Source organism: Prevotella disiens (assembly GCF_900454955.1).
Classification (GTDB): Bacteria; Bacteroidota; Bacteroidia; order Bacteroidales; family Bacteroidaceae; genus Prevotella; species Prevotella disiens.
Genome location: NZ_UGTL01000001.1, coordinates 1,581,310 through 1,606,143, shown reverse-complemented (window position 1 = coordinate 1,606,143; position 24,834 = coordinate 1,581,310). Strand labels below are relative to the sequence as shown.

Here is a 24,834-nt window from a genome sequence, read left to right as displayed (position 1 = left end):
ATGAGTTAAGTTAGAAAATTAACTCGTTTGATTGATGGTTAAAGAATTTGTGACAATATTGCACATAGCAATGTTATTTGCACCTTTGTAGCATTACTAACCCTTTACTTCTAAGCGAGATGATAAAGTACGTAATTCAAGCGAAGAAGAATCCACTGAAAAAAAGAAGTGAAGTTTTATCCGCAGGCTGCACCGACCACGCCGGTAATGCTGGCACAAATCGTAAAGCGGATAGAGAAACGCTCCACCGTGTCGAGTGCTGACGTAAAGGCTGTGTTGGACGCCTTACAGTACAAAGTTATTGAGGCCTTAGAGAATGGCAACACCGTGAGACTGGGCGACATCGGTTCGTTCTGTCTCACCATCAAGGCGGAGGGTGCAGCAACGGCCGTCGAAGCCAAGACAAAAGGCGCAAAACTCATCAAGCAGGTGAATGTGCAGTTTACCAAGAGTACGGCAATACGTGATTCTTTCGACATCCGAAGTCTCGACTTCGCCCCGCAGGAAGACATTGTAAACGCAAAATAGCATGCTGGCAGTATCGTAATGCCTTAACGAAAAACGTGTTTCCAGCATACGAAAAGGATATTTTTCATGTGTCGGAAGCACCGTTTTCAAGGCTAAAAAATACACCTTTATAACTCATTGATAATCAGCGCCCTACAGAGTAGTAAAATTATCCTATAAGACAATTTTGAACGGATGCGGAGGAATACAAAAACTCATAGACTTTTCGGCAATCTCAAATAAAAATTGTACCTTTGCAGACGAAAACGCAGAAGGGTGACGGCGTACACTCGGCCCTTACTTTATTATTTTTACTATGGCTTACTTATTTCTTACACTTGCCATTATTTTAGAAACAGCAGGAACGGTGTGCATAAAACTCTCTGATGGCTTCACAAAGCCGCTACCGGTAGTGGGGACCTGCCTTGCTTACATTTCTTGTTTCTATTTCCTCTCGTTGTCCTTGAAAACTATTCCGTTAGGAATTTCCTATGCAGTGTGGGCTGGGCTGGGAATTGTATTGGGTAATATTATTTCCGTTGTATTTTTCGGGCAAAAATTCGATTTTGCGGCAGGCATCGGCGTTACACTCATCGTTGCAGGAGTAGTCGTTCTCAATCTCTTTTCAGCGGCATCTGCGCATTGAGAAGAGGCGGCATGAGTATTTAGGAAAAAGTCGTGAGGTATAAAAGGACTTGCTCCGTATTAGTGGGGCAAGTTCTTTCTGTTTGAGGTGTCTTTACATCAATCTATCCAAACAGGTGAATTATGAGAGTTGTCGGACGGGATAAAAGACGCAAGGCGGACCGTATTGGTGGACAGAAAAACAGCACTTGGGTAGAGACGTATCTGCTTCAAGTACCGTTTTTTATCTTATAAATTAATTTACTGTTTCTTAAACTGTTTTGTTGTATTGAGTTAGATAAATTCGGATTTATCTGCATCTCTTCATAATGTATTTCAGCCTTGGACTCTCAATTACCTCATTGATTTCAAACCCAAGTTTCTCATAAATCCTCTTTGCTTTTTGGTTGAAATCAAAGACCGTTAGGGAAATACTTTTAATATTATCATCCTCAAGAATGAAATCTACAAATCTTTTTAGGGCCTCAGTCCCAAAGCCCAATCCTGTTTTTCGGGGATCTATTACAAATCTACCTATGTGTATGTTATCCTTGCCAATTCGTACTTCTTGTATCATTCCGATAAATTCCCCTTGGTTGAATATCGAAAACACATTTCCCAAGTCCTTTATTTTATCATAGTCCAGCGGGTAAGAAATTTCGGAACCTATCCATTGCTTCTGAAACTCTTTTCCTTGTTCATTGGACCATTCACATAAAAGCAAGGCATTGTCTTTATTTATTCCCTTTTCAATTCTAATATCCCTCATCTCGTTAAAGTCTCGGTTATATTGCAAAGATATACAAATTGTTTGAAATATAAAACAAGCATCGCCTTGCTTTTCGTTGTAACTTTGCAAACTGTAGTTTGTTGTCGTAACAGCGATTTCTCCTTTCTGACTACACGCCAATCCTTTTTCTTTCACCGTATTGCCTTTCCTTGTAGTTATGTAGTAAGATAATATCGGTGAAAGAGAAAAGCATATCAATTGATACTGCCATTGCAGTGTAGGTATATCTGCTCCCTCACAGGTACAGGGCGTTGCAGTTCTCGACAGATGTATTTCCTGAACAAGTGTACTTCCGTGCTGTCCAATTGATAAGATAAAGCGATGATGATTGAAAGCGGATAAAGTGGGGCATAACCTTTTAACAGCCCATTTACGAATACTTCCAACTCCCCTGTATCCCTTTCATCGGGACGTAGGGAAGATACTTTTAGTAGTTGCTGCAGACGATAGTTGAGTTTCTTCCATGTTACACCAAAGAAATCTACGAGTTCGTTCTCCGTCATGGAGATTTCGCCTTTTCCTTTGCGAGTGATTTGCATATTATCGCCCCACTCGAAATAGCTGCGGTCTCTTTTTGTTTGCTGGTGATTGACATTCATACGGTTTCCTCCTTTGTTTCCTCTTTTTGATGTTTCCTTATCAACCTATCCATATCCTCCGAAATCTTGTTGTCCGTTACTTGTGCGTAGATTTGAGTGCTTGATATGGAGGCGTGCCCCATCATCTTGGCAATACTCTCGATAGGTATTCCTGCACTTAAACTCATCGTGCCGAACGTGTGTCTTGCCATGTGGTAAGACAACCGTTCTCTGATGCCACACGCCTTACCCACGATGCTCAGCTTTGCACTCATCACGCTACGGCTACAAGCACAGTGAAAAATAAAGTCGTCGCCTTTTCCTTTCACTGTCTGCATTTCTTTCATGCTCGGTTGTTCTTTCTTGTATTGATTGATGATGGTCTCCGCTATCGGGTGCAGGGGCACAATAAACTCCACCTTTGTCTTCTGCCTTTCTTTACGGATATATTTCTGTCCGTCGGCTGCCGTTTGAATGTGTCCAAATTGCAAATGTTCCATATCAGCAATAGCCAAGCCCGTAAAGCATGAGAAGATAAACATCCGTCTTGCTTGTTCTGCTTCCTTATCAATTACTCTCAATGCCATGAGTTTGGCAACATCGCTCTTTTGCAGAAAGCGTATCTTCTGTTCCGCTTTCTCATACTTGGCATTCTCAAAAGGATTACAGCGAATGAGCCTTTGACTGACCGCACGATACATCAGCCTACTCAGCCAACAAAGATAGCGATTCATGGTTGCTGTTGCCAAGCCTCGTTTTTTCAAATAGAAACGGTATTCTTCAAACAAGTCTTCCGGTATAGTGGCTATGACTATATCCGTCATTCCCTTATCCTTTACAAACTCCGTAAGTAACTTATCTGAATAGAGAAGATTCTGATAGGTTCCCTCAGCTCTTGATTTGCCCACGCACTCTTTAACGGATTGCAGTTCTGCCTTGCTCATGGCAAGAAGTGTTGTCGGCATGGTGGCTATCCCCTGCAAGCGGTTCTTGAGCAGTTCCACGCTTACCACTCCGTCCTTTATCAATATCTCCTGATAGGTCTTTTCTACAAGTTCTTTGAACTCGCCGATTCTTTGATTGGTTTTCTTGTCGGTTGTCAGTCCTTTCCTGCTGTTCCACTCGGAGGACTTGCACTGCTCACCTGTGGTGATAGCAGTGCTCTTACCATCTATGGTGATACGGCAGTGAATAGCTGTCTTGCCGTCTGCCTTTGTTTTCTGTCTGTTGATGTAAAACAATATCTTGAATGTACTTCTCATAAAAAATCTTGGTTAAATGGTTAAACGTAAATCTTCTGTGAAAGAAAGGAAACGGTTAAACTCCTCAAAGAGTTTCTGTGGTGTTACCTTTGCATAACGTTCGGTCATACTTACGTTCGTATGTCCGAGCATCTTGCTCACCGTTTCAATAGGAACGCCCTGCTCTAAGGTGATAAGTGTGGCAAAGGTATGCCTTGCCGTGTGCGAGGTAAAGGGAAAAGAAATACCTGCCCGTAGTCGCAAGGCTTTAAGACAGGACTGATAAGTGGGATATTTGATGAAAGGCAGCAGTGCTTCCCTTTCATCGCTATGCATTTTCTCAATTAACCGAACAGCTTCCGGCAACAACTTGATACGACAAAGCACCCCCGTCTTCTGTCGGTTGAACTTCAACCACAAACTACCTGCATCATCACGGACAAGATGCTTCTTGCTTAGCTCCATCAAATCACAATAGGCTGCACCGATATAACAGGCGAAGAGAAACACATCACGAACGGCTTCCATTTCCTCTTCCAACTCATCAAAGCGGAGTGCTTTGAGTTTGTCCAATGCTTCTTTGTCAAGAGCTTTAGGTGCTTTCTTGTCTCCTCGTTCTATATGTACTTTATCAAACAGAAGCGTATCAGCCAGTCCCTCACGATAAGCCAGCCTACAGACGGTCTTCAAATCTGCTGCAACTCTGAAAAATGTGCTTTGCTGATGACCGAGTTCACCGAGACAGAACGTCTGCAATTCGTAGATGAAGTTTTCTGTCAACAGTGAGAAAGCCAAGTCCGAAACATGGTATTTCTTCTGAATGAACTCCTGTAATCGTTTCCGAGTGGAATGATAGGCAGACATAGACTCTTCCTTGATGTCTATACCGATATGGCTTTCCTTCTCCTTGATAAGCATATCCAGCCTCTCAATAAGTCTGCATCGTGCCTGCACGCTGCCTTGAAACTGTTCTTTCACATTAGTTGCATCAAATGGCTGCCCTTTGGCAATCAACGACTGATAGGCTGATTGAATGGAAAGCAGCAGGTTCTCCAATCTCCCATTAATCTCCACCGCCTCGCGGCTCTTGCCGTCCATCCTGCTCTCACGTGAATTCCACAAGTCGGGGGTGCAGGAGAGTTTACAACTAAACTGGGCAATGGAACGCCCAATGGTAATACGTCCCATAATCGGGGCTTTACCTGATTTGCCTATACCGCTCTTTTTAACCCAAGTTTAACACCTATCATCGTAGAATCTTGCTATTATTATACTTTTTCAGTTTTGGCTATGGACTCTGTGTCCTACAAATTTTTATTTTTCTGAATGGTGCATATTTCAGTTTTAATTTATCGTATATAGCAGTTGCCTGCTTTGAGGGATTGCTGCATTGTCGCATCTGTACGATGTCTCCTAACGGGTTCCTACCTTCCGTGGTTACAAGTTTCTGGGTGCTCAACCTCCGCACGATTTCGGTCCAATAGCAGGATTCGCCTTCTCGCTTCAACTGGCAGCGGATGGTATTTACCACCCAGTAGGCAAGCAGACCGAAGAAAAGATGCGCATCGCTCCGGTCATCGGTCTGATGATATATAGGACGGAGGTTCAGGTCGGTCTTCAACTGCCTGTTGGTACATTCGATTTCCCGTATGAGGTTGTAATAGTCCCATGTGGTACGCTCGTCGAGTGTTTCTACATTGGTCCGTAGGAAGTATACGCCGTGTCCGGACTCGATGGCTGAGAGGTCTTTGAGCTTCCAGTCTACACGTAGCATTTCCTTTGGTTTTTCTTCGTTTCTAATGTAGTCTATCGCATAGTATCTTGCGATAGAAGGATATTTCTGTATGGCTCGTCCCGTACGCTCTACAACCTTCTCGTAGAGTTTCGTTCCACCTTTCTTTGCAATACCATCATTTATCTTCTTCAGCTCTGTCTCAAACCTTTCACGCCAAAGTTTGTTCATTGACGATTCGGTCATAGCCTTAGATGGAGAGGTTATCTCAAGATAGTAGTCCTCACCTTCGGTGTGTACCTTGTTGAGCGTTATTGTTTGCTTTCGGGCGTCTTTTACCATCACGCTCTTATGGTCCTCACTGAGCGTGTAATCTTTCAGCTTGGTGCGAGATACGCAGAGATAGTTGTAACCCTTTGCCTTAATAAGATTTAGATTCTCTCCGGTTGCAATACCTGCATCCATCACAATAAGCGATTTTTCTTTTTGTACAGGATTCTTGTCTGCCAGCGTATCTATCATATCAGGCAGTGATTTAGGGTCAGCCGTATTACCTTCCAGGATAGAAGAATAGCGTATGAAGCCCTCCTTATTGATACACAGGGCCAGGACGAGAAGTTTACAATCTGATCGCTTCTCTTTTGACCTACCAAACTGTGCCTTCTTGCTTTCACGCTTACTACCCTCAAAGTAGAAATTTGTCAAGTCAAAGAGCATCAGCTTGTTATCTATATTAAAAAGGTTATCTGTTACATTGCACAAGTGACATTCTATCTTCTCTTTGAGTTCATAGAGTTTGTCCGTTACCTTGTACAGGGCATTGATACCCGGAGTCCAGTCTTGCGAACCAGTGTAAAGTTCGGCGGCAGCCGAATTATCCCTGAGATAATAATACGAGGAACGTTCAGACACGGCATACACAGTCCGGATGATGAGCGCAGAGAGTGCGGTGTGGATAGAATGGTTGCTCCATCCTTGGTCACGCAGGAACTCTTCCAGTCCCAGCTTATCAATGGTCTGCTTACAGAGCCATTCTGCACCAACATTCCTTGCGTCAGTATGTTCTGCCGTAGCAAGATCGATATAACGTTCAGACTCCTTTCTTGCTTTCTGTTCCTTCTTATCGAATCTATCAATTCCACCTTCCTCTTTCATCCGCTGCCACCACTCATCCGCCTTAGCCTGTTCCAGTTCAGTAAGTCCCTCCAAATGCTTGCCAAATAAAGAATTAGTTCCTCTGTTCTTAAAACGCTCTGTAAGTGCAAAAGCAATCCTTCTCACCTGCAAGGCTGTGAGAGAAGGTTCAAAACCAATATTGAGCAGAATGAGCGAATGTACGTGTCCAGCCACGTCACGATATGACTCTTTTAGTCTATAATAAAGAGCCTTTTCACCAGTTGCCGGATTAAAACGTGTCTGTACATTTGCGTGCATAGGTGCAAAGTAACAAAAAAAAATTGATATGCTGGTGTCCTACAAATCAGATTTACTCCGTATTCAGAAAACGCTACGGCTGATTATTAAGTACTTAGCAAACCTGAAACCCTCAAAACACACTGAAAATTTATGAAAAATAATTATGCCCGTTAAACTTGGGTTAAGGTAGAGCAACACTTTCATCTTTTCTTTTTCCATACGCTTTAATATTTGTGGGCAAAATTACCCGAATTAAAGCGTTCCTCACTTACGCAGAAAACTGCCGACCAAAGCAACAGCCACACGAGCTAAAATAATTCAGTTACCTATTTCTTCTCCATCGTTACCAACATCAAAACAAGGTAACACTCTGGTAACTGAACTTCTGCCTAAATCTGCATATTTCTGCCCTTTACAATAGAGCAGTATTATGCCAATTCGTGTATTCCCTCCTCATTATCAGTTAGTTTACATCAACTTCGATATTTCTTCATTTTCATTGATTAGTTACTCGAGTATTCCCATAGGAGTACTGCGGTATTCTCATAGAAGTACTGCGGTATTCCCATAGGGAAACTACCATGGAATAACGCTAACGATGGAAGGAAAGATACTATGCTTTGTATTAATGTTTGCGCAAATATTTCACCCAAGCGTATGGTTTGCGATGTTTTAGATAATGTAAATTGTGCATGTTTGCGTAGGCTTCACGCTCAAAGGAAATGTTGAGGTAAGCACGATGAGGTAAAAAGCAGCGGATAGCCCATTCTATAACGTACCAAAGATAAAAGGGAAGAATGAGCATTTCGAACATTTGATGCGTGTGAATGCGCTCGTGGTTGATGAGTTCTGGCTCTAATTTCACGTCAGGGTGAACAAACAGCATTCCCAAGATGTTGATAGCATCATAGTTTTTAGCAGGGAAATGCTTTGTTCTGAATACTTTCATTTATTGAACTTCGATTTTTTCAATGTGCGGTTTAGCCACAGAAGGAGTTGCAGGAACAATGTTTAGGTTGCGGTTAGCACCATCTGGTTGCGATGGAACAATCACTGGTACAACCTCTTCTGCGCTCTCTTGCTCTTCCGAGTGAGAAGAATTGCGCTTGTGTCGTTTTCCTCTGATACTGTTCAAGACCTTTTCTGCCTGTTTTGCTTCGTCTACTGAGTCTTTCGACGTAGTGTCTTTGGCAATAGTATCGAACTTTACAACATTTTTGTCCGCTAAATTAGAGTCGGGTTCAATAGCTGTTTGCGTGTATTCGGGGTCATTTTTGTGGTTGTGATAATATAAAAAACCGAATGCAACAAGGAAAATGGTACCAATAATGATAAATACTACCAATCCACGTCCTATGGTTGGTTCGTCGTTATACTCGTTATGGAGTGGCGTTCCGCAGTTAGGACATTGCTTTTGGTGTTCATTTATCTCTGAATTACAGTTCGGACATCTCATTTTCTTTTCTGTTATGCTATTTGTTCGCAAAGGTACATCAATTCAAACATTATTCAAAATAAAAACCATTCTTTTTTGCTTCTTCAATTTTTAGAGGGATAGAGGGCAAAGTTGAAATAATAAAAAAAATAAAAAGTCCTTTCGTTTCAAGCGAAAGGACTTTTTATTGATGTATTTATCCATTTATTTTTTATTCCAATAATGTAGCGGCACGCACACGGCTGAGGGTTTCGGGAGTCATTTGCAAGTAGCTGGCTATGTAAACCAAAGGGGCGCGAAGAATAACTTGCGGACTTAGTTTGCACATTTTCTTATATCTGTCTTGTGCTGTTTCAAAGCGAACAAGGTCGGCGTGTACTTGCGAAATAATCAGACTTTCCTCTAAAATCTTACGATAGAGTATTTGAATATTCACATTGTGGAGCGCAACTTGCTCCAATCGTTGTTTAGGCAAGGCGTAAACAATGGTTGGTTCTAAGGCTTCTACTTGGAGTTTGGTTGGTTCTTCACGGAACAAACTCTCAATACACATGAATATGGTATGGTCTTCGCCCAAGTGTTCGGTGATTTGTTTCCCATTCTTAAAATAGAATTGACGGATAAGACCACGCTCAACGTAGTAGATATTTTCACATACCTCACCTTCGCTCAAAATCATTTCACCCTTAGAATACTTTATGGGAACGAGAATGCTTTCAAGTACATCAAGTTCTTCGTGAGTCATGGTGCTATATTTTCGCGCCAACTCCCGTGCAATATCTCTTGTTTCAAAGGCTTCTTTCATATCTTTTTCTCCTTTTTAATCTAATTTCAAAACAGCTAAGAATGCTTTTTGTGGTACTTGAACGTTGCCCACTTGCTTCATGCGCTTCTTACCTTTCTTTTGTTTTTCCAAAAGTTTACGTTTACGGCTAACATCGCCACCATAACATTTTGCAGTAACGTCTTTACGCACTTGCTTTACGGTTTCGCGTGCCACAATCTTTCCTCCAATAGCAGCTTGTATGGCTATGTCGAATTGTTGGCGTGGAATTAACTCTTTTAGTTTCTCACACATACGGCGACCAAAGTTTACGGCATTACTTTCATGCGTTAAAGTAGAGAGCGCATCAACTGGTTCGCCATTCAAAAGTATATCTAATTTTGCAAGTTTAGAAGGACGGAACGAGTCGATATGATAATCGAATGAGGCGTAACCTTTAGAAATACTTTTTAGTTTGTCGTAGAAGTCAATGACAATTTCTCCTAAAGGAATCATGAAAATGAGTTCCAAGCGGTTGCCACTCACATAGTTTTGGCTTATTAATTCGCCACGTTTGTCAAGGCAAAGGGTCATAATCGGACCGATATATTCGCTTGATGTGATAATCGAAGCCTTGATATAAGGTTCTTCAATATGTTCTATCATCGTAGGTTCAGGCAGTCCTGAAGGGTTATGCACCTCTTTAGATTCGCCCAACTTATCGTAAACCATGTAACTAACGTTTGGTACGGTCGTGATAACATCCATATTAAACTCACGGTCAAGGCGTTCCTGTATGATTTCCATGTGCAACAAGCCTAAGAAACCGCAACGGAAACCAAAGCCTAAAGCTTGTGAACTTTCTGGAGAGAAGGTAAGCGAAGCATCGTTTAATTGGAGTTTCTCCAACGAAGCACGCAAATTTTCATAATCGTTAGGGTCTATAGGATACAAGCCGGCAAAGACCATTGGCTTTACTACTTGGAATCCTTCAATAGCTTTTGCGCAAGGATGTTCCAAATGTGTAACGGTATCGCCCACTTTTACCTCTCGTGCATTCTTGATACCCGATATAATGTAACCTACTTCGCCTGTTGAAAGCTCGCTTTTAGGTTTCATTTCCATTTTTAAAACACCCACCTCATCGGCATCATACTCCATTCCTGTTTGCACGAACTTTACTTTATCGCCCTTTTTAATAGAGCCATTTGTAATTTTCACCAAGGTAATAATACCACGGAAAGAGTTGAAAATAGAGTCGAATATCAGTGCTTGCAGCGGTTCTTTGGGGTTTCCTTTCGGACTTGGTACTCGTTCGATAATGGCTTTCAATATCTCTGGTACACCTTCGCCCGTCTTTCCGCTTGCACGAATAATGTCGCTGCGTTCGCAACCTATGAGGTCAATGATTTCGTCTTCTACCTCTTCAGGCATGGCATTGGGCATATCAATCTTGTTGATTACAGGAATAATTTCAAGATTGTTATCAATTGCCATGTAAAGATTAGAAATCGTTTGAGCTTGAACACCTTGCGTTGAGTCTACAATGAGTAGCGCACCCTCACAAGCAGCGATACTTCTTGATACTTCATAAGAAAAATCAACGTGTCCTGGTGTATCAATCAAGTTGAGAACATACTTTGTTCCCTCGTATTCATGCTCCATTTGTATCGCATGACTCTTAATTGTTATACCACGTTCACGTTCCAAATCCATATCGTCAAGCATTTGTCCGCTCGTTACTTGAATCGTCTTTGTATATTCTAACAGGCGGTCGGCAAGAGTAGACTTACCATGGTCGATATGTGCAATGATGCAGAAATTTCTTATTTTATCCATTTAAAATTATCGTCTTTAACTTGCAAAGTTAATATAAAAAGCGAGAAATACGAAAAAAAGTGCTTATAAAAATGCTCAAAAACACTTAAAACACTTGGGCTGTAGAGTCAATCAACAAGTGCAAAATTAGGATATATTTAAAAAAAACTTGCATTTAGGGGTAAAAATAGTTTTTCCTTGGTCTTTCATTTCTCACAACAGAAGGAGTGTAACTTTGCCGTTACACTCCTTCATCGTGATACTTATCCATTTAAAGCAAACTTGTTCGATTCATTTATTCATTGCGGAATACCAATCCATCGCCAAAGTAATCAATGATAATAGGCTTTTCTCGACTGACGGTTTCGGCAAGAATGGCTTTGCTAAGGTCGTTCAAAACATAGCGTTGAATGGCTCTTTTCACAGGACGTGCGCCAAATTCTGGGTCGTAACCTACTTGTGCAAGATAATCTACCGCACTGTCTGTCCATTGCAACGTAAAGCCTTGCGGTTCAAGCATTTGTTTTGCACGTTCCAATTGAAGGCTAACCACCTTTGAAATCTCCGTTTGCGTGAGCGGAAGGAACATGATAGTTTCATCAATACGATTTAAAAACTCTGGGCGAATGGTCTTTTTCAACATATCCATGACCGTTGTGCGAGTTGAATCAATGATGTTCTGACGATTATCCTCCGTTAATTTTGCAAATTCTTGTTGGATATACTGTGAGCCAAGGTTTGAAGTCATGATGATAATGGTATTCTTAAAGTTTACCACACGACCTTTATTATCGGTCAGATGTCCGTCATCAAGCACTTGCAACAAGATGTTGAATACATCGGGGTGTGCCTTTTCGATTTCATCGAACAATACCACAGAGTATGGTTTGCGTCGAACTGCCTCTGTAAGTTGTCCGCCCTCATCGTAACCTACATATCCTGGAGGCGCACCGATAAGGCGTGATACACTAAACTTCTCTTGATACTCGCTCATATCGATACGAGTCATCATGGTTTCATCGTTAAACAAGTATTCAGCCAAAGCCTTTGCCAACTCAGTTTTACCCGTACCAGTTGTTCCAAGGAAGATAAACGATGCAATAGGTTTCTTTGGGTCTTGCAAACCTGCACGAGAACGGCGCACCGCATCGGCTACTGCAGTAATGGCTTCTTCTTGTCCGATGACACGTTTGTGCAACTCGTGTTCAAGATTGAGCAACTTTTCTCGCTCGCTTTGCAACATTCTTGTAACAGGAATGCCCGTCCAACGGCTCACCACTTCGGCTATATCGTCAGCTGTAACCTCCTCTCTAATCATGGCTTCGCCTCCCTGTGTGGCTTGCAATTGCAGTTGAATGTTCTTGATGTCGTCTTCTAATGCCTTCAAACGAGAATAACGAATCTCTGCAACACGCTCATAGTTGCCTTCACGTTCAGCCTTTTCAGCCTCAAACTTTAAGTGTTCTATTTCTTCCTTGTCCTGTTGAATCTTGTTTACCAAGGCTTTCTCGCCTTCCCATTTAGCTTTGAAACTTGTTTCTTGCTCTTTGAGTTCGGCAATCTCCTTATCCAATAGCGCAATCTTCTCTGTATCATTTTCACGCTTAATGGCTTCACGCTCAATTTCCAACTGCTTCAAACGGCGTGTAATTTCGTCTAACTCTTCAGGAACAGAATCTCTCTCCATGCGAAGTTTCGCTGCTGCTTCGTCCATGAGGTCAATTGCCTTATCAGGGAGAAATCTATCAGAAATGTAACGTTCTGAAAGTTGTACGGCAGCAATACAAGCATCGTCTTGAATACGTACTTTGTGGTGGTTTTCGTAACGCTCTTTCAACCCACGGAGTATGGAAATTGCGTCCAACTCATCAGGTTCGTCCACCATAACGGTTTGGAAACGACGTTCCAATGCCTTGTCTTTCTCGAAATACTTTTGGTATTCGTTGAGTGTTGTTGCACCAATGGCACGCAATTCTCCACGAGCAAGGGCTGGTTTCAAGATGTTGGCAGCATCCATTGCGCCTTCTCCGCCACCAGCACCCACCAAAGTGTGAATTTCATCAATAAAGAGAATGATGTTACCCTCGGCATTTGTTACCTCTTTAATTACACTTTTCAAGCGTTCTTCAAACTCTCCTTTGTATTTTGCACCTGCCAACAATGCTCCCATATCCAGCGAATAAAGTTGCTTGTCTTTCAAGTTTTCAGGTACATCTCCACGAATTATACGCCCTGCCAAGCCTTCGACAATAGCAGTTTTTCCTGTTCCAGGTTCACCTATGAGAATAGGATTGTTCTTTGTGCGGCGTGAAAGTATTTGCAGAACACGGCGTATTTCGTCATCACGCCCTATTACTGGGTCGAGTTTTCCTGCTCGTGCATCTTCCACTAAGTTGCGTGCATACTTTGAAAGAGCTTGATAATTCTCATCACCACTTTGTGTTTGCACTTTTTCGCCTTGTCTTAATTCCTTAATTGCTGTCTTTAAAACTTGTTCGGTACACCCTGCGTCTTTCAAAATGCGACTTGCTGTGGAATTGACCGATAGCAAAGCCAACAATAAAGGTTCGATACTTACGAACTCATCGCCCATTTTTTGCGACTCGTCCATCGTGGTTTGCATCACTTTATTGGCATCGTTTGAGAAATAAGGTTCGCCTCCCGACACCTTTGGCAAGTGTGCAATTTCACTTTTAACGGCATTTTCTACGATTTGTAAACTAATGCCCGATTTTTGGAAAAGATAGTTTACCACATCTTTTCCCTTTTCCATTACACCTGCAAGAAGATGCAATGGTTCAATCACTTGTTGTCCGTTGCGACTTGCTAAGCCCACTGCGGCTTGTATAGCCTCTTGTGCTTTGATTGTAAATTTGTCTAATGTCATTGTTTTTCTCCTTTCTTTTTTATTTCTGTTGAGTATATTTCAAACCTCGTGCCGAGGAATAAAAGGCTGACAATTTGGCAAAATAGCTGACTATTTGACAATTTTGCGTTTTCGTTTCTTTTTTTTGAAATATTATTTGTACCTTTCCAATCTAAAAATCCCTCCTAATGGAAACTGAAAAGAAACATTAAAATATTTGGCTTATGAACAAAGGTAAATCAACTTGTAAAGTTTTGAAGGATATTCGCCAACAAATAGCTAATGTAAATGGGATACATTATGTTCCGAAAGAATGTAATTTTGAAGGCGAATGCAAGGGAACATGTCCAGCGTGTGAGGCTGAAATACGCTATTTGGAAAATGAAATAAAGCGCAAACAACGCAATGGATTGGCAGTAAAGGTGGGTGGCATTGCTGCGGGCTTGTGTGCTATGGTTGCTCCCATGCAAGTTGAGGCACAAAATACGACCGAAGATTGCACAACAGGTGCTGCCCCACATCGTAATTTTTTAGATTCAATAGCTGTAACAGACCTTTCCAATGGTGTAAAAGATGCTATTGTAGTGAATGGCTGCGTTATTTCCGAAGAAGATAAAGAACCAGTCATTGCTGCAATCATAAAAATTGTTGGTACAGATAAAGGAACAGTGACAGATTTAGATGGCAATTTTGCTATAAAAGTGCCACAAGATGCAAGTTTGGAAGTATCTTTTATAGGAATGAATAACAAGATTATTAAGGCAAAAGATTTGTTGGAAACGAAGAATAGAACCATTGTTTTAGATTCTCATGGGGTGGTATTGCAGGGCGAAGTATTGGTGGTGCATAATCGCTATCGTGATGATGTTTACAACCGAACCACGCCTAAATACAAGTCGCACGAAAAGAAATGCAAGAAGTAACAGCCTCTATTATAGGCATTGTTCGCCACCGTATGGCTACCGATGGGGTAGGGGTTACTACACTTGTGGCTTTTCATGGGTGTCCATTGCGTTGTCAATATTGCCTTAATCCGCAGAGCCTATCGCCTAATGGAGCGTTGCGAACCATTACCCCTACCGAACTTTATAGCGAAGTGGAGATAGACGACCTGTATTTTATGGCTACCAATGGCGGCATTTGCTTTGGTGGTGGCGAACCATTATTGCGCAGCGAGTTTATTGTTGCGTTTTCAAAAATTATGAATCCAGCGTGGAATCTGACATTAGAAACCTCATTGAACGTTCCTTTTATGCATTTGAAACGTGTAGCACCCCTCATCAGCGAGTTTATTATCGATATTAAAGATATGAATCCGACAATCTATAAAGCCTATACCACGCAAGAAAACTCCATAGTATTGGACAATTTGGCATGGCTTGTAGAAAATGGATATAATGAGAAAACTCTTATTCGTTTGCCCCTTATACCTTATTATAATTGTTCTGAAGATGTGGAAAAAAGTAAAACAATACTCTCACAAATGGGATTTTCGCAATTTGAGTCTTTCACTTATAGAAAAAATAAAATGGTATAAATAAGTAGATATTCTCAATACGAAACAATGCTTTTTGTAGTTCAATGAATTATTCAGGGTTAAATACTACCCACTGAATCATAGAAAAGATTAATTTCTTTTAATTTCTTTGGTGGTTTATTTTCAATCAGCTAAATTTGCAAAGTATGAAGAAGTTATTAATCATTTCAGCAATTATGCTTTTGTGCATATCAATATATGCACAAAAGTCGAAAAGTGTTAGCTTAAGTACCGACACAACTATCGTTGCCCCCATAGAGTCTTCACGTTTGTAAGGAGTTAGAAAGGCTACTGAAGCTGAAAAAGAATATGCACGCCGTTTGTCGGAGGCTCGTGAAGAGCAAAGGCAGATAGATAATAATTTACCTATGGTGGACGAATATGGGCAGGTCATTACCCCTGACAATTATGAGTATCCTTATTGGAATTATAGTTGGGCAGCAGTTCCGTGGCGATTGCATAGGGGGTTGAATGTAAATCTTGGTGCGTCTGTATTTGCCAACTTGGGCAAAGGAAGGCATCATGGGGCTGGCTTTACACAAGATGTATCGTTGATGTATGTTACCAACCTGTCGAAAAAAGCAACATTGGCTTTGGGCGGTTACTTAACTAATACCACTTATTGCGGTAATAATTACACAGTGGCAGGAGTAAACGCATTGTTCGGCTATCAGTTTGACGAACATTGGAGTGCATATGCCTTTGTACAAAAAGCCTTTACATCAAATAATTGTACACCATGGGCTATGGGTTATGGCACATTTTACAATGGTTTTGGCGGTTGGGGAATAGGCTTTTCTCCGATGTATAATGCTTGGGGCATAGGAATGGTAAATCCTCGATATATGGACCGCATAGGTGCTGGTGTAACTTATCAATGGGGCGAACACAATCAGAATGCAGTTTCTGTTAGTTTTGAATATGACCACCTACCAAATCAGCAGGGAAACTTCTACGATTTTAACAGATATAGTTACCCTGTTGGGTATTAAACCTAAATGGTTATTAGCTCATAAAGTTGATAATAGCTTATAAAATAGATAAGAAACAAAAAGGACAGGACTTAAAATCCTGCCTTTTTCATTTCAATTAGTTATTTAATATAGCGCAATCGCAAACTATTTAAAACTACGCTAACACTCGAAAAAGCCATTAAAGCACTTGCCCATGATGGTGTTATTTGCCATTGTATGCCGAAAAGAAAGAGTAAGCCTGCGGCAAGAGGTATGCAAATTATATTGTAAATAAATGCCCAAAATAAGTTTTCCCATATCATGCGTACAGTGTTTCGGCTCAAACGTACTGCATCGGGCAAGGTTTGTAAATCATCGCCCATGAGTGTAATCTGTGCAACATCAATCGCCACGTCCGTACCTTTGCCTATCGCAATGCTAACATCGGCTAAAGCCAATGCTTGTGTATCGTTTATTCCATCGCCTACCATTGCCACTCGTTTTCCTTCAGCTTGTAAACGGCGCACAATATTCTCTTTGTCTTGTGGTAAAACCTTACTTTCATAGTGCCAAATACCAGCTTTTTCAGCCCAATACTTCACTGCTTCGTCCTTATCTCCACTCATCAGATAAACTTCTATGCCGTTTTTTTGTAATGTTTGCATCGCTTCTTTGGCATTAGGTTTCAGTGTTTCGCGTTCTTCCAAAGGTAGTTGGTCGGCTTTTGTGAAGTCTATATTTCGATTGGGCAGGGTCAGCGTTCCTGTTTTATCGGTTACCAAAGCATCAATCTTACGCAAACTTTCCAATGCAGCAGCGTCTTTAATTAGAATTTGGTATTGGGCAGCCTTTCCTATTCCTACCATTAAAGCCGTTGGAGTAGCCAGTCCCATTGCACAAGGGCAGGCTATGACCAAAACAGAAATAGCAGAAAGTATGGCTTGAGGCAGGTATGTGTTTCCACCAAAGCCCCACCAAAGCAGGAAAGTAAGGAGAGCTACGAGTGAAACCACAGGTACAAAAATCAAAGCTACTCTGTCTACAATGCGCTGAATGGGAACTTTTGAGCTTTGTGCCTCTTGCACCATGCGAATGATGTGTGCCAAAGTCGTGTCTTCGCCTATCTGTCTTGCTCGCATACGAAGTTTCCCCTGATTGGGAATAGTACCTGCTAAAACCTTATCGCCTTGTTTTTTCTCAACAGGATTAGGTTCTCCTGTGAGCATACTTTCATCAATGTAAGCTGCATTGGGTGTCATAAAACTTTCAGCCCATGTAACTTCACCATCGACAGGGATTTTTTCACCAGTGCGAACTTCCAATAAATCGCCAGCTTCGATGGTTGATATAGGTACTTCCTCTATATTTTCTCCATTTACGATATGTGCAGTTTTAGGTGCTATACCCAACATTTGGCGAATGGAAGATGCCGTACTGTCTTTGGCTTTTTCCTCTATTAATCGTCCAGTGAGAACGAAAGTTATTATCATAACTGCCGCATCAAAATAAGTATGCCACTCTATGCTACGACTACCCCATACTGCTTCGCCCCAAAAAGTGTTGAACGTACTGAACAAAAATGCAATCAAAGTGGACAAAGCTACAAGTGTGTCCATATTTGCAGACCCATGACGGAGTTGACGGAAAGCCGAAATATAGAAATTTTGCCCACAAAAAACGATATTGGCAAAGGCAAGTAGAAGGGCTATTTGGTTGGTAAAATAGGTATTACCCACAACTATCCACCGCATAGAAACTGCCATTATAGCCATGGAAAAGAACCATGAAAGAAGTGTTTTGTGTTTCAAAAGTGTGTACGAACGCTTTTCTATTTCTTCCAACGATTGGTCTTCATCAATAATAAGGTCATAACCTATTGCGTTAATTTCTTTTTTTAATCCTTCCAAACTTATCTCTTCAGGGTTAAAATCAACAAGTGCGGTGCGTCCAGCCAACGAAACCGATGCTGAAGTAACACCTTTCAGACTATTAAGTCGTTTTTCTACATTGGCAGAGCATGCCGAACATGCCATGCCTAATACAGGAATTGTTTTCTTCAATGTATAAATGCTCCTTATTTTACAATATCATTTCAAATTTTCCTAAACCGTCTACGGCATTTTTTAGTTGGATAGGCGAGGTCAATTCATCGTTGTAAGTAACTTGAACCGACTTATTAGCAAGGTTTACTTCAGCCATTTCAACTCCCAAAACATGCTTTATAGCATTTTCAACATTGGTTTTACAATGCTCACATTTCATGCCATTTACGGAAAATATTTCTGTTTTCATCTTTTATTATTATTTAAATTAAACTTTTATATTTTTCTTTTCTAAATTAAATTCTTTGAAAGTATAAATAATGATAGGTACTGTCGCTATAAATGAAAGTACATCACTTACAGCTTGGCATATTTCCACACCATATAATCCCAAGAATTTGGGCAAAATATAGATTAAAGGAATAAAAAATAAGCCTTGTCGGGCTGCTGCTAAAAAGTTGGCTCGTAGTGGTTTACGACAAGTTTGCAACAACATATTGCTCGCTATAATAAAGGCATTTAAAGCGTAAGTGCATAATTGCCAACGCAAAGCAACAATACCAATAGCAATTACTTGTTCATCGTTTCGGAAAATTTGGATAAGTGAACCACTGAAAATACAACCAATAAGGGAACAGAAGATAAGAAAAATCGTGCCTGTTTTCACAGTAAACTTGTAGGCTTCTTCTAAACGGTCATATAGTTTTGCACCATAACAAAATCCGCAAAGCGGTTGAAATCCTTGTCCTAAACCTATAACTATGGCAAGGATAAGCAACGAAATACGAGAAACTATGCTCATGGCAGCAATGGCAGCATCGCCATAAGCTCCAGCAGCAATATTGAGCGACATGGTTGCAAAACAGGCTAAACCTTGACGAGAAAGGGAAGGACTGCCTCCATAGAATATTTCCTTAAAGGCTGACCATGAAGGGGAAAAGTTTCGGAAATAAATTCCTATATTTTTACCATGACGAGCCATGAAAAATAGTATAAGAAAGGAAGTAATCTGACCAATAAGGGTAGCAATGGCTGCCCCAGTAATGCCCAAATTAAGCCCAAAAATAAGCAATGGGTCGAATGCCACATTAAGAATTGCTCCTGCAACAATGCCATACATAGCGTAGGAGGCATTGCCTTGTAGACGCATTTGATTATTTAGTGTGAGTGAAGAAGTAAGAAAAGGTGTGCCTAAAAGTATGATTTCCAAATATTTTTCGGTGTAAGAAAGAATGGTTGGGGTACTGCCTAAAAGCAAAGATAGGGGACGAATAAATACCAAACCGCCTATCATGATAAGAATACCAAAGAAAAAAGAATAGAAAAAACCTGTAGATGCCATGCGAGTGGCATTATCATGGCGGCGAGTACCCAATTCTCGTGAAATATAATTGCCCGAACCATGTCCGAAAAAGAATCCGCAAGCCTGAATAAAGAACATTAAAGAAAATACAATGCCCACTGCTGCAGTAGCTTGCGTATTGATTTGCCCTACAAAGTAGGTATCTGCAATATTATACAAACTTGTTACCAACATTGAAATGATAGTTGGCACAGCCATTTTAACGACTACTTTATGGATACCTCCTTCGGTTAGGAACGTAAAATTGCTATTATCCTTTTCCATATCAGCGACAAAGGTACAAAAAACAAGAAAAGAATGAGAAAATAAAAGTTTAATTAGAACTAAAAAAGCGATTAAAACCAAGAAAGGAAATTATTAAAAACTAAGGAATGAATGATTTTTATTTACAAGTACATCACTATTTGGAAATAAATCATTAACTTTACCAACAAATTTAAACCTTTTTATGAGAATATATAAATTACTTATAACAAAAAAATGATAAAATTTAAATTACTACTCTCGAGTTTGTTCATTGCAACTTCGATGAATGCACAAATAAGTGGCAATGAAGAAGAACCTAATTTTGACGGAAAACAAGACACATATTTCTGTTATGACGACCAGATGTATGTAAATCATTGTGGTTACACTATGAGAAGTTTGTTAGACGAGCAGGTTTATTTTTTAGAAAACGATGTAGTCTATTTGCGTGAGTTTATTGATTTTACAGGATTTATAAAAGGTAAAATTGATAAGACGAAAGGAACTATTACTATAAAAAATGGACAAAAAGTAAAAACTAAGCAATTTAATGGTAGTAAAGAATTTAAAAACGTTTACTTTGCTGCGTTAGATGCTACAACCAAACAACCCCTTGAAGGTGAATTTATCCTTACCCCTAATTCCGCAACACTATTATAAATTAAACTTTTTAAGTACCTGAGCAACAAAAAGTTGCTCAGGATTTTGCCACGTCAGAATTTTCACTTATCTTAGTGTTGCAAAAAAACAAGAAAATCCGACGATAGACATGGCGAAGATACAAATTAAATCTGAGAGACTCACTCCTTTTGGGGGATTATTTTCAATCATGGAGCAATTTGACTCCACATTGTCATCTGTAATCGACTCAACCCTCGGTCTAAGGTGTAGATCATTCGGTTATCAGTACAGCGAAATCATCCGTTCACTCATGAGTATCTACTTCTGTGGTGGCTCATGTGTTGAGGATGTCACTACTCATTTGATGAACCATCTCTCGCTTCATCCGACACTTCGAACTTGTAGCTCTGATACTATCCTCAGAGCGATAAAGGAGCTGACGCAAGAAAACATCTCATACACGTCAGATACGGGTAAGAACTACGATTTCAACACGGCTGACACTCTCAATACTTTACTGCTCAATTGTATGTTTGCATCTGGCCAACTGAAAGAGGACGAGATGTATGATGTTGATTTCGACCATCAGTTCATAGAGACAGAGAAGTATGATGCAAAGCCTACATACAAGAAGTTCCCTGGTTATCGCCCTGGCGTGGCGGTTATTGGCGACTTAATCGTTGGCATTGAGAATAGCGATGGCAACACAAATGTTCGTTTTCATCAGAAGGACACGCTGAAGAGGTTCTTTGAGAGATTTGAACAGAACGGCCTTACTATCAATCGTTTCAGAGCTGACTGTGGATCATGTTCCGAGGAAATCGTAGAAGAAGTAGAGGAACACTGCAAATCCTTCTATATCCGCGCAAACCGCTGCAGTTCGCTCTACAATGAAATCTTTGCTCTCAGAGGTTGGAAAACTGAAGAAATCAATGGCATTGAGTTCGAATTGAACTCTATCCTTATTGAAAAGTGGAAGGGTAAAGCATACCGACTTGTGATTCAAAGACAGAAACGGTTGGATGGTGTATTGGATCTCTGGGAAGGAGAATACACATACCGTTGTATCCTGACTAACGACTATGTATCTTCCGTAAGAGAGATTGTCGAGTTCTATAACCTTCGAGGGGGAAAGGAACGTATCTTCGATGATATGAACAATGGTTTCGGATGGGACCGATTGCCCAAATCCTTCATGGCAGAGAACACCGTGTTCCTTCTTTTTACAGCACTTATCCGTAACTTCTACAAGGCCATTATCCAAAGACTTGATGTAAAGAGGTTCGGACTCAATACAACAAGCCGCATAAAAGCGCTTGTCTTCAGGTTTGTCTCTGTACCAGCAAAGTGAATCAGGACATCAAGGCAGTATGTGCTGAATATCTATACTTGTAACAATGCTTACGCGGATGTGTTCCAGACAGATTTTGGATAACGCCTACAACTTATGGGTATGATACTGCGTATTGCCTCAAGTCGCATTGTGGGGTAAGGGGATGTTGTGGGCTGAAGTGGGGGATTTCAGTTCTAATTATCTGCAAATTCAGTAATGAGAGGATGTGTACACGCAAGAAGGACGTTGAAAAGTTAAGTTGCGGATTTGAGGCTTACTTATACGGATAAAGGAAATGGACAAGTTTGTGTCGATGGCGGTTCACAACTCTTTGCTTTGTATTATTTGGAAGCAGAAAAACCTGTTGTATTCCTTCATACCAAAGGTTTGAGCATGGTTAAAACGCAAGTTCAACATAGAACTGCAATCCCAAGTACGGGTGTAGCTTAATAATCTATACCTGAAAACACCGAGGGGTTTGGGGGCGAGCAGCCCCCATGAGTGGAAAAATCAGCAAGCAATGCATAAAAATGAAAAAGGGAGACCTCTGTCTCCCAAAGATTAATTAAATTTGCATTGCTATGTACAAACAATTAACCTCGGAGCAAAGGTACACAATTTCTGTGCTACTCCAAAACGGAATGAAACAAAAAGACATTGCCAAAGCGATAAATGTAAGTCCAAGTACAGTGTCACGTGAAATAAGACGTAACAGTGGGATTAGAGGACACTACAACTGGGAGACAGCCCAAGCAAATGCAGTACGCACAAAACGCAAGAAGCCAGGTAATCGTTCAGTTGACAAGGATGTCATGGAAGAGGCGAAACGCCTTCTTGTTACCGAACAGTGGTCTCCGGAACAAATATCCGGTGCATTGGCCAATGATGGCAAGTATATTTGTCATGAAACCATATACCGTATGATACGTAAAGACAAGGCAGAAGGAGGGAAACTATACCAACACTGTCGTCACAGGCTAAAGCATCGTGCCAGACCTGTCGGGGGCAGACGCATATCTATAGTCAATAGAACAAGCATCAGCGAAAGACCTGCAGAAGCTGACGGCAAGCGCTTTGGGGACTTCGAGATGGATACTATCGTAGGAAGAGGAAATCACGGTGCCATCGTTACACTGATAGAACGCAGTACAAACATGCTGTTTATGAGAAAACTTAAAAAGGGAAAGAATGCCATAGAGCTGGCACGTACTGTAATACATCTGCTATCTCCATTCAAAGGGCATGTCAAGTCTATTACAACAGACAACGGTACTGAATTCGCTTGCCATGAAATGATAGGAAAAAGCCTTGGTGTCAACATCTATTTTGCCGATCCATACTCTTCATGGCAGAAGGGCGGCATAGAAAATGCAAACGGACTGATTAGGCAATACGTGCCAAAATCAGAAACGTTTGAACATGTCAGCCATCAACAAATCACAAAGTGTTCAAGGAAAATTAACATGAGACCAAGAAAGAAATTAGGATTTAAAACACCATACGAGTGCTTTTACGAACAAATTAAGTAAATTTGCACTTGCTTGTTGAATTCACGATACACTAAAATTTGCGGAGAGGAACGTGATAAATCACGCCCCTACAAAGTATCATTGCTCGAAAGGTTGGTTTAATTTCTCAGCCTTATTGAACTTATAGGCGTGCTTGGATTTATCACAAGTGTAAACCACGTTTGCTTCCTTAAGTTCTTTTAAACCACGACCAACACTGTCTGCCCCAGGAAGTGTACATTTGGGAGATAATGAAAACTGAGCAACGAGCGTGTTAATATCTTCTAAGCAATCAGTACCACATAAATAACTATAAAAAGCAATGAAATAATATCACTATATTGGAATGCCGTACTTGTACCGCCACGCTGACCAAGCGAGGAGTCAATGACTTGATTGAGTTCAAGTTTGGAAAAAACATCCATTACGTGAAAAATTCCACCAAAAGAGGTTATTTTGTCAGATTTTATTGCTACCTTTGTCATGTCAGTTGATTTATTGTTTTACATGTTTGGTAGCACTAAGATAAGTGAATTTTCTGACATACGCAAGCGTTTGAATACTTTTATGTATTAGGCACTTGCAATTCTTGCAAGCAAAAACGCTGCGGAAATAAGGTTGTGTATAATTTAATTAATATCCTCATAGTTGGAATTTTCCAGTTATGAGGTATTGAAAAATAATTTAAAATGAAAACAATTATATCTTTTATAATGCTCGCTTTTAGTGTACATCTTTGTGTCGCACAAGAAACTCATACTATTGAGCCAGCAGAGTTTGAAATAACATATTCTATAAAAGAACCACCATTTTGGGATATTTATATTTTTCGATGTGGTAAAAAGGCAAGCCAATATTTTTGTCAAGCCAAGTTAAAAAAAAATATAATGTTAGCGAATGATGACCCAGCTTACTTTATTCTATCAAATGAAGAGATGAAATATTTAAATACACCTGAATATGAAAAAAAATATCCGCTAAGCACAGGCAATAATGACAGAATTTACCGCAATCTTGAGCAAGGGAAAATTAGCACCTATTCAACTGTTTTTGGTACTCATTATTTGATAACCGAAGATATAACCATTCCCGAATGGACAATCTACGAAGATTCTACTCTCACAGTGTTGGGTATGGAGTGTAAGAAAGCTACTACCAATTTTCGTGGTCGCTATTGGGAGGCTTGGTACACTGAAGAAATTCCTATCAGTCAAGGTCCTTGGAAGTTGTGCGGCTTGCCGGGCATGATATTAAAAGCGAATTGCCCCAAGTTTATGTTGATAGAAGCAACCGGTATCAAGAACAAAAACCTTGACCCCGTAACCTTTTATAATTATCTGAACTATAAATATGCCCCGATAGACCGCATGGAATATCTAAAGAAAGTGCATAAACCGGGTATCTATCCAACCGGAGGTAGTCATGAAACAATAGAAATTGACGATAAAAAATAAGAAACAA

Annotated in this window: 21 protein-coding genes and 3 pseudogenes; 10 read left to right on the top strand and 14 right to left on the bottom strand. The window is 40.5% G+C overall.

Features of this window, described 5'->3' with window-relative positions; genetic code table 11:
* Nucleotides 1-119 precede the first annotated feature (119 nt).
* A pseudogene (locus DYI03_RS07100) lies at nt 120-528 on the top strand (HU family DNA-binding protein).
* A gap of 295 nt (nt 529-823) precedes the next feature.
* Entirely contained in the window at nt 824-1,153 is a 330-nt protein-coding gene (locus tag DYI03_RS07095) for a DMT family transporter (protein WP_021669204.1), read from the top strand.
* A gap of 288 nt (nt 1,154-1,441) precedes the next feature.
* Here the strand turns inward: DYI03_RS07095 and DYI03_RS07090 are convergent, their stop codons facing one another.
* The 10 genes from DYI03_RS07090 to clpB all read right to left on the bottom strand — a co-directional run bounded on the left by DYI03_RS07090 (nt 1,442) and on the right by clpB (nt 13,791).
* A complete protein-coding gene (locus DYI03_RS07090; protein WP_021669205.1) occupies nt 1,442-2,056 on the bottom strand; it encodes a GNAT family N-acetyltransferase in 615 nt (204 codons plus the stop codon).
* Nucleotides 2,057-2,115: 59 nt separating this feature from the next.
* A complete protein-coding gene (locus DYI03_RS07085) occupies nt 2,116-2,520 on the bottom strand; it encodes a hypothetical protein (protein WP_021669206.1) in 405 nt (134 codons plus the stop codon).
* A complete protein-coding gene (locus DYI03_RS07080) occupies nt 2,517-3,761 on the bottom strand; it encodes a site-specific integrase (protein WP_021669207.1) in 1,245 nt (414 codons plus the stop codon). The genes DYI03_RS07085 and DYI03_RS07080 overlap by 4 nt, the downstream gene beginning before the upstream one ends.
* A gap of 12 nt (nt 3,762-3,773) precedes the next feature.
* Nucleotides 3,774-4,955 carry a site-specific integrase gene (locus tag DYI03_RS07075; RefSeq protein WP_036858807.1) on the bottom strand — a complete coding sequence of 394 codons (1,182 nt, stop codon included), beginning with the start codon at nt 4,953-4,955 and terminating at the stop codon, nt 3,774-3,776.
* 73 nt (nt 4,956-5,028) lie between these two features.
* Nucleotides 5,029-6,906, bottom strand: coding sequence for an IS1634 family transposase (locus tag DYI03_RS07070; protein WP_115367885.1), 1,878 nt, complete (start codon nt 6,904-6,906; stop codon nt 5,029-5,031).
* Nucleotides 6,907-7,513: 607 nt separating this feature from the next.
* The gene (locus DYI03_RS07065; RefSeq protein ID WP_004355617.1) at nt 7,514-7,837 is read right to left on the bottom strand and encodes a hypothetical protein; all 324 of its coding nucleotides are present in this window, start codon (nt 7,835-7,837) and stop codon (nt 7,514-7,516) included.
* Nucleotides 7,838-8,344 carry a zinc-ribbon domain-containing protein gene (locus DYI03_RS07060; protein WP_021669215.1) on the bottom strand — a complete coding sequence of 169 codons (507 nt, stop codon included), beginning with the start codon at nt 8,342-8,344 and terminating at the stop codon, nt 7,838-7,840. It lies immediately after the preceding gene.
* A gap of 190 nt (nt 8,345-8,534) precedes the next feature.
* Nucleotides 8,535-9,128 carry a Crp/Fnr family transcriptional regulator gene (locus DYI03_RS07055; protein ID WP_004355784.1) on the bottom strand — a complete coding sequence of 198 codons (594 nt, stop codon included), beginning with the start codon at nt 9,126-9,128 and terminating at the stop codon, nt 8,535-8,537.
* A gap of 15 nt (nt 9,129-9,143) precedes the next feature.
* A complete protein-coding gene (lepA, locus tag DYI03_RS07050; protein ID WP_004355793.1) occupies nt 9,144-10,925 on the bottom strand; it encodes a translation elongation factor 4 in 1,782 nt (593 codons plus the stop codon).
* Nucleotides 10,926-11,199: 274 nt separating this feature from the next.
* Complete coding sequence (gene clpB, locus DYI03_RS07045; protein ID WP_004355863.1) at nt 11,200-13,791, bottom strand: ATP-dependent chaperone ClpB; 2,592 nt, start codon at nt 13,789-13,791, stop codon at nt 11,200-11,202.
* 203 nt (nt 13,792-13,994) lie between these two features.
* Here clpB and DYI03_RS07040 point away from each other — a divergent pair, with 203 nt between their 5' ends.
* The 3 genes and pseudogenes from DYI03_RS07040 to DYI03_RS07030 all read left to right on the top strand — a co-directional run bounded on the left by DYI03_RS07040 (nt 13,995) and on the right by DYI03_RS07030 (nt 16,299).
* A complete protein-coding gene (locus DYI03_RS07040) occupies nt 13,995-14,693 on the top strand; it encodes a carboxypeptidase-like regulatory domain-containing protein (RefSeq protein ID WP_021669216.1) in 699 nt (232 codons plus the stop codon).
* Nucleotides 14,681-15,307, top strand: coding sequence for a radical SAM protein (locus DYI03_RS07035; protein ID WP_021669217.1), 627 nt, complete (start codon nt 14,681-14,683; stop codon nt 15,305-15,307). The genes DYI03_RS07040 and DYI03_RS07035 overlap by 13 nt, the downstream gene beginning before the upstream one ends.
* A gap of 146 nt (nt 15,308-15,453) precedes the next feature.
* Nucleotides 15,454-16,299 (top strand): annotated as a pseudogene (locus DYI03_RS07030) (hypothetical protein).
* Between the two features lie 101 nt (nt 16,300-16,400).
* On the opposite strand, the gene DYI03_RS07025 reads toward DYI03_RS07030, so the two are convergent.
* From DYI03_RS07025 to DYI03_RS07015, 3 genes are read right to left on the bottom strand one after another with little or no spacing between them, the layout of a single operon-like run.
* Entirely contained in the window at nt 16,401-18,320 is a 1,920-nt protein-coding gene (locus DYI03_RS07025) for a heavy metal translocating P-type ATPase (RefSeq protein ID WP_004355845.1), read from the bottom strand.
* Nucleotides 18,321-18,339: 19 nt separating this feature from the next.
* The gene (locus DYI03_RS07020) at nt 18,340-18,552 is read right to left on the bottom strand and encodes a heavy-metal-associated domain-containing protein (RefSeq protein ID WP_004355798.1); all 213 of its coding nucleotides are present in this window, start codon (nt 18,550-18,552) and stop codon (nt 18,340-18,342) included.
* Between the two features lie 18 nt (nt 18,553-18,570).
* Entirely contained in the window at nt 18,571-19,929 is a 1,359-nt protein-coding gene (locus DYI03_RS07015; RefSeq protein WP_021669220.1) for an MATE family efflux transporter, read from the bottom strand.
* Nucleotides 19,930-20,145: 216 nt separating this feature from the next.
* On the opposite strand from DYI03_RS07015, the gene DYI03_RS07010 reads away from it, so the two are divergent.
* From DYI03_RS07010 to DYI03_RS06990, 4 genes and pseudogenes are all read left to right on the top strand, one after another.
* Nucleotides 20,146-20,571: a hypothetical protein gene (locus DYI03_RS07010; protein WP_021669221.1), complete on the top strand. Its 426-nt coding sequence runs from the start codon at nt 20,146-20,148 to the stop codon at nt 20,569-20,571.
* A gap of 109 nt (nt 20,572-20,680) precedes the next feature.
* Nucleotides 20,681-21,967 (top strand): annotated as a pseudogene (locus tag DYI03_RS07005) (IS1380 family transposase).
* Nucleotides 21,968-22,132: 165 nt separating this feature from the next.
* Entirely contained in the window at nt 22,133-22,315 is a 183-nt protein-coding gene (locus DYI03_RS13435) for a hypothetical protein (protein ID WP_115367917.1), read from the top strand.
* Nucleotides 22,316-22,446: 131 nt separating this feature from the next.
* Nucleotides 22,447-23,394, top strand: a complete 948-nt coding sequence (locus DYI03_RS06990; RefSeq protein WP_021669561.1) for an IS30 family transposase — start codon at nt 22,447-22,449, stop codon at nt 23,392-23,394.
* A 263-nt stretch (nt 23,395-23,657) separates the two neighbouring features.
* Here DYI03_RS06990 and DYI03_RS06985 read toward each other — a convergent pair whose 3' ends face one another.
* Nucleotides 23,658-23,858, bottom strand: coding sequence for a hypothetical protein (locus DYI03_RS06985; protein ID WP_115367916.1), 201 nt, complete (start codon nt 23,856-23,858; stop codon nt 23,658-23,660).
* A gap of 204 nt (nt 23,859-24,062) precedes the next feature.
* Here DYI03_RS06985 and DYI03_RS06980 point away from each other — a divergent pair, with 204 nt between their 5' ends.
* Nucleotides 24,063-24,827: a GLPGLI family protein gene (locus tag DYI03_RS06980; protein WP_025064870.1), complete on the top strand. Its 765-nt coding sequence runs from the start codon at nt 24,063-24,065 to the stop codon at nt 24,825-24,827.
* The last annotated feature ends 7 nt before the right edge of the window (nt 24,828-24,834 follow it).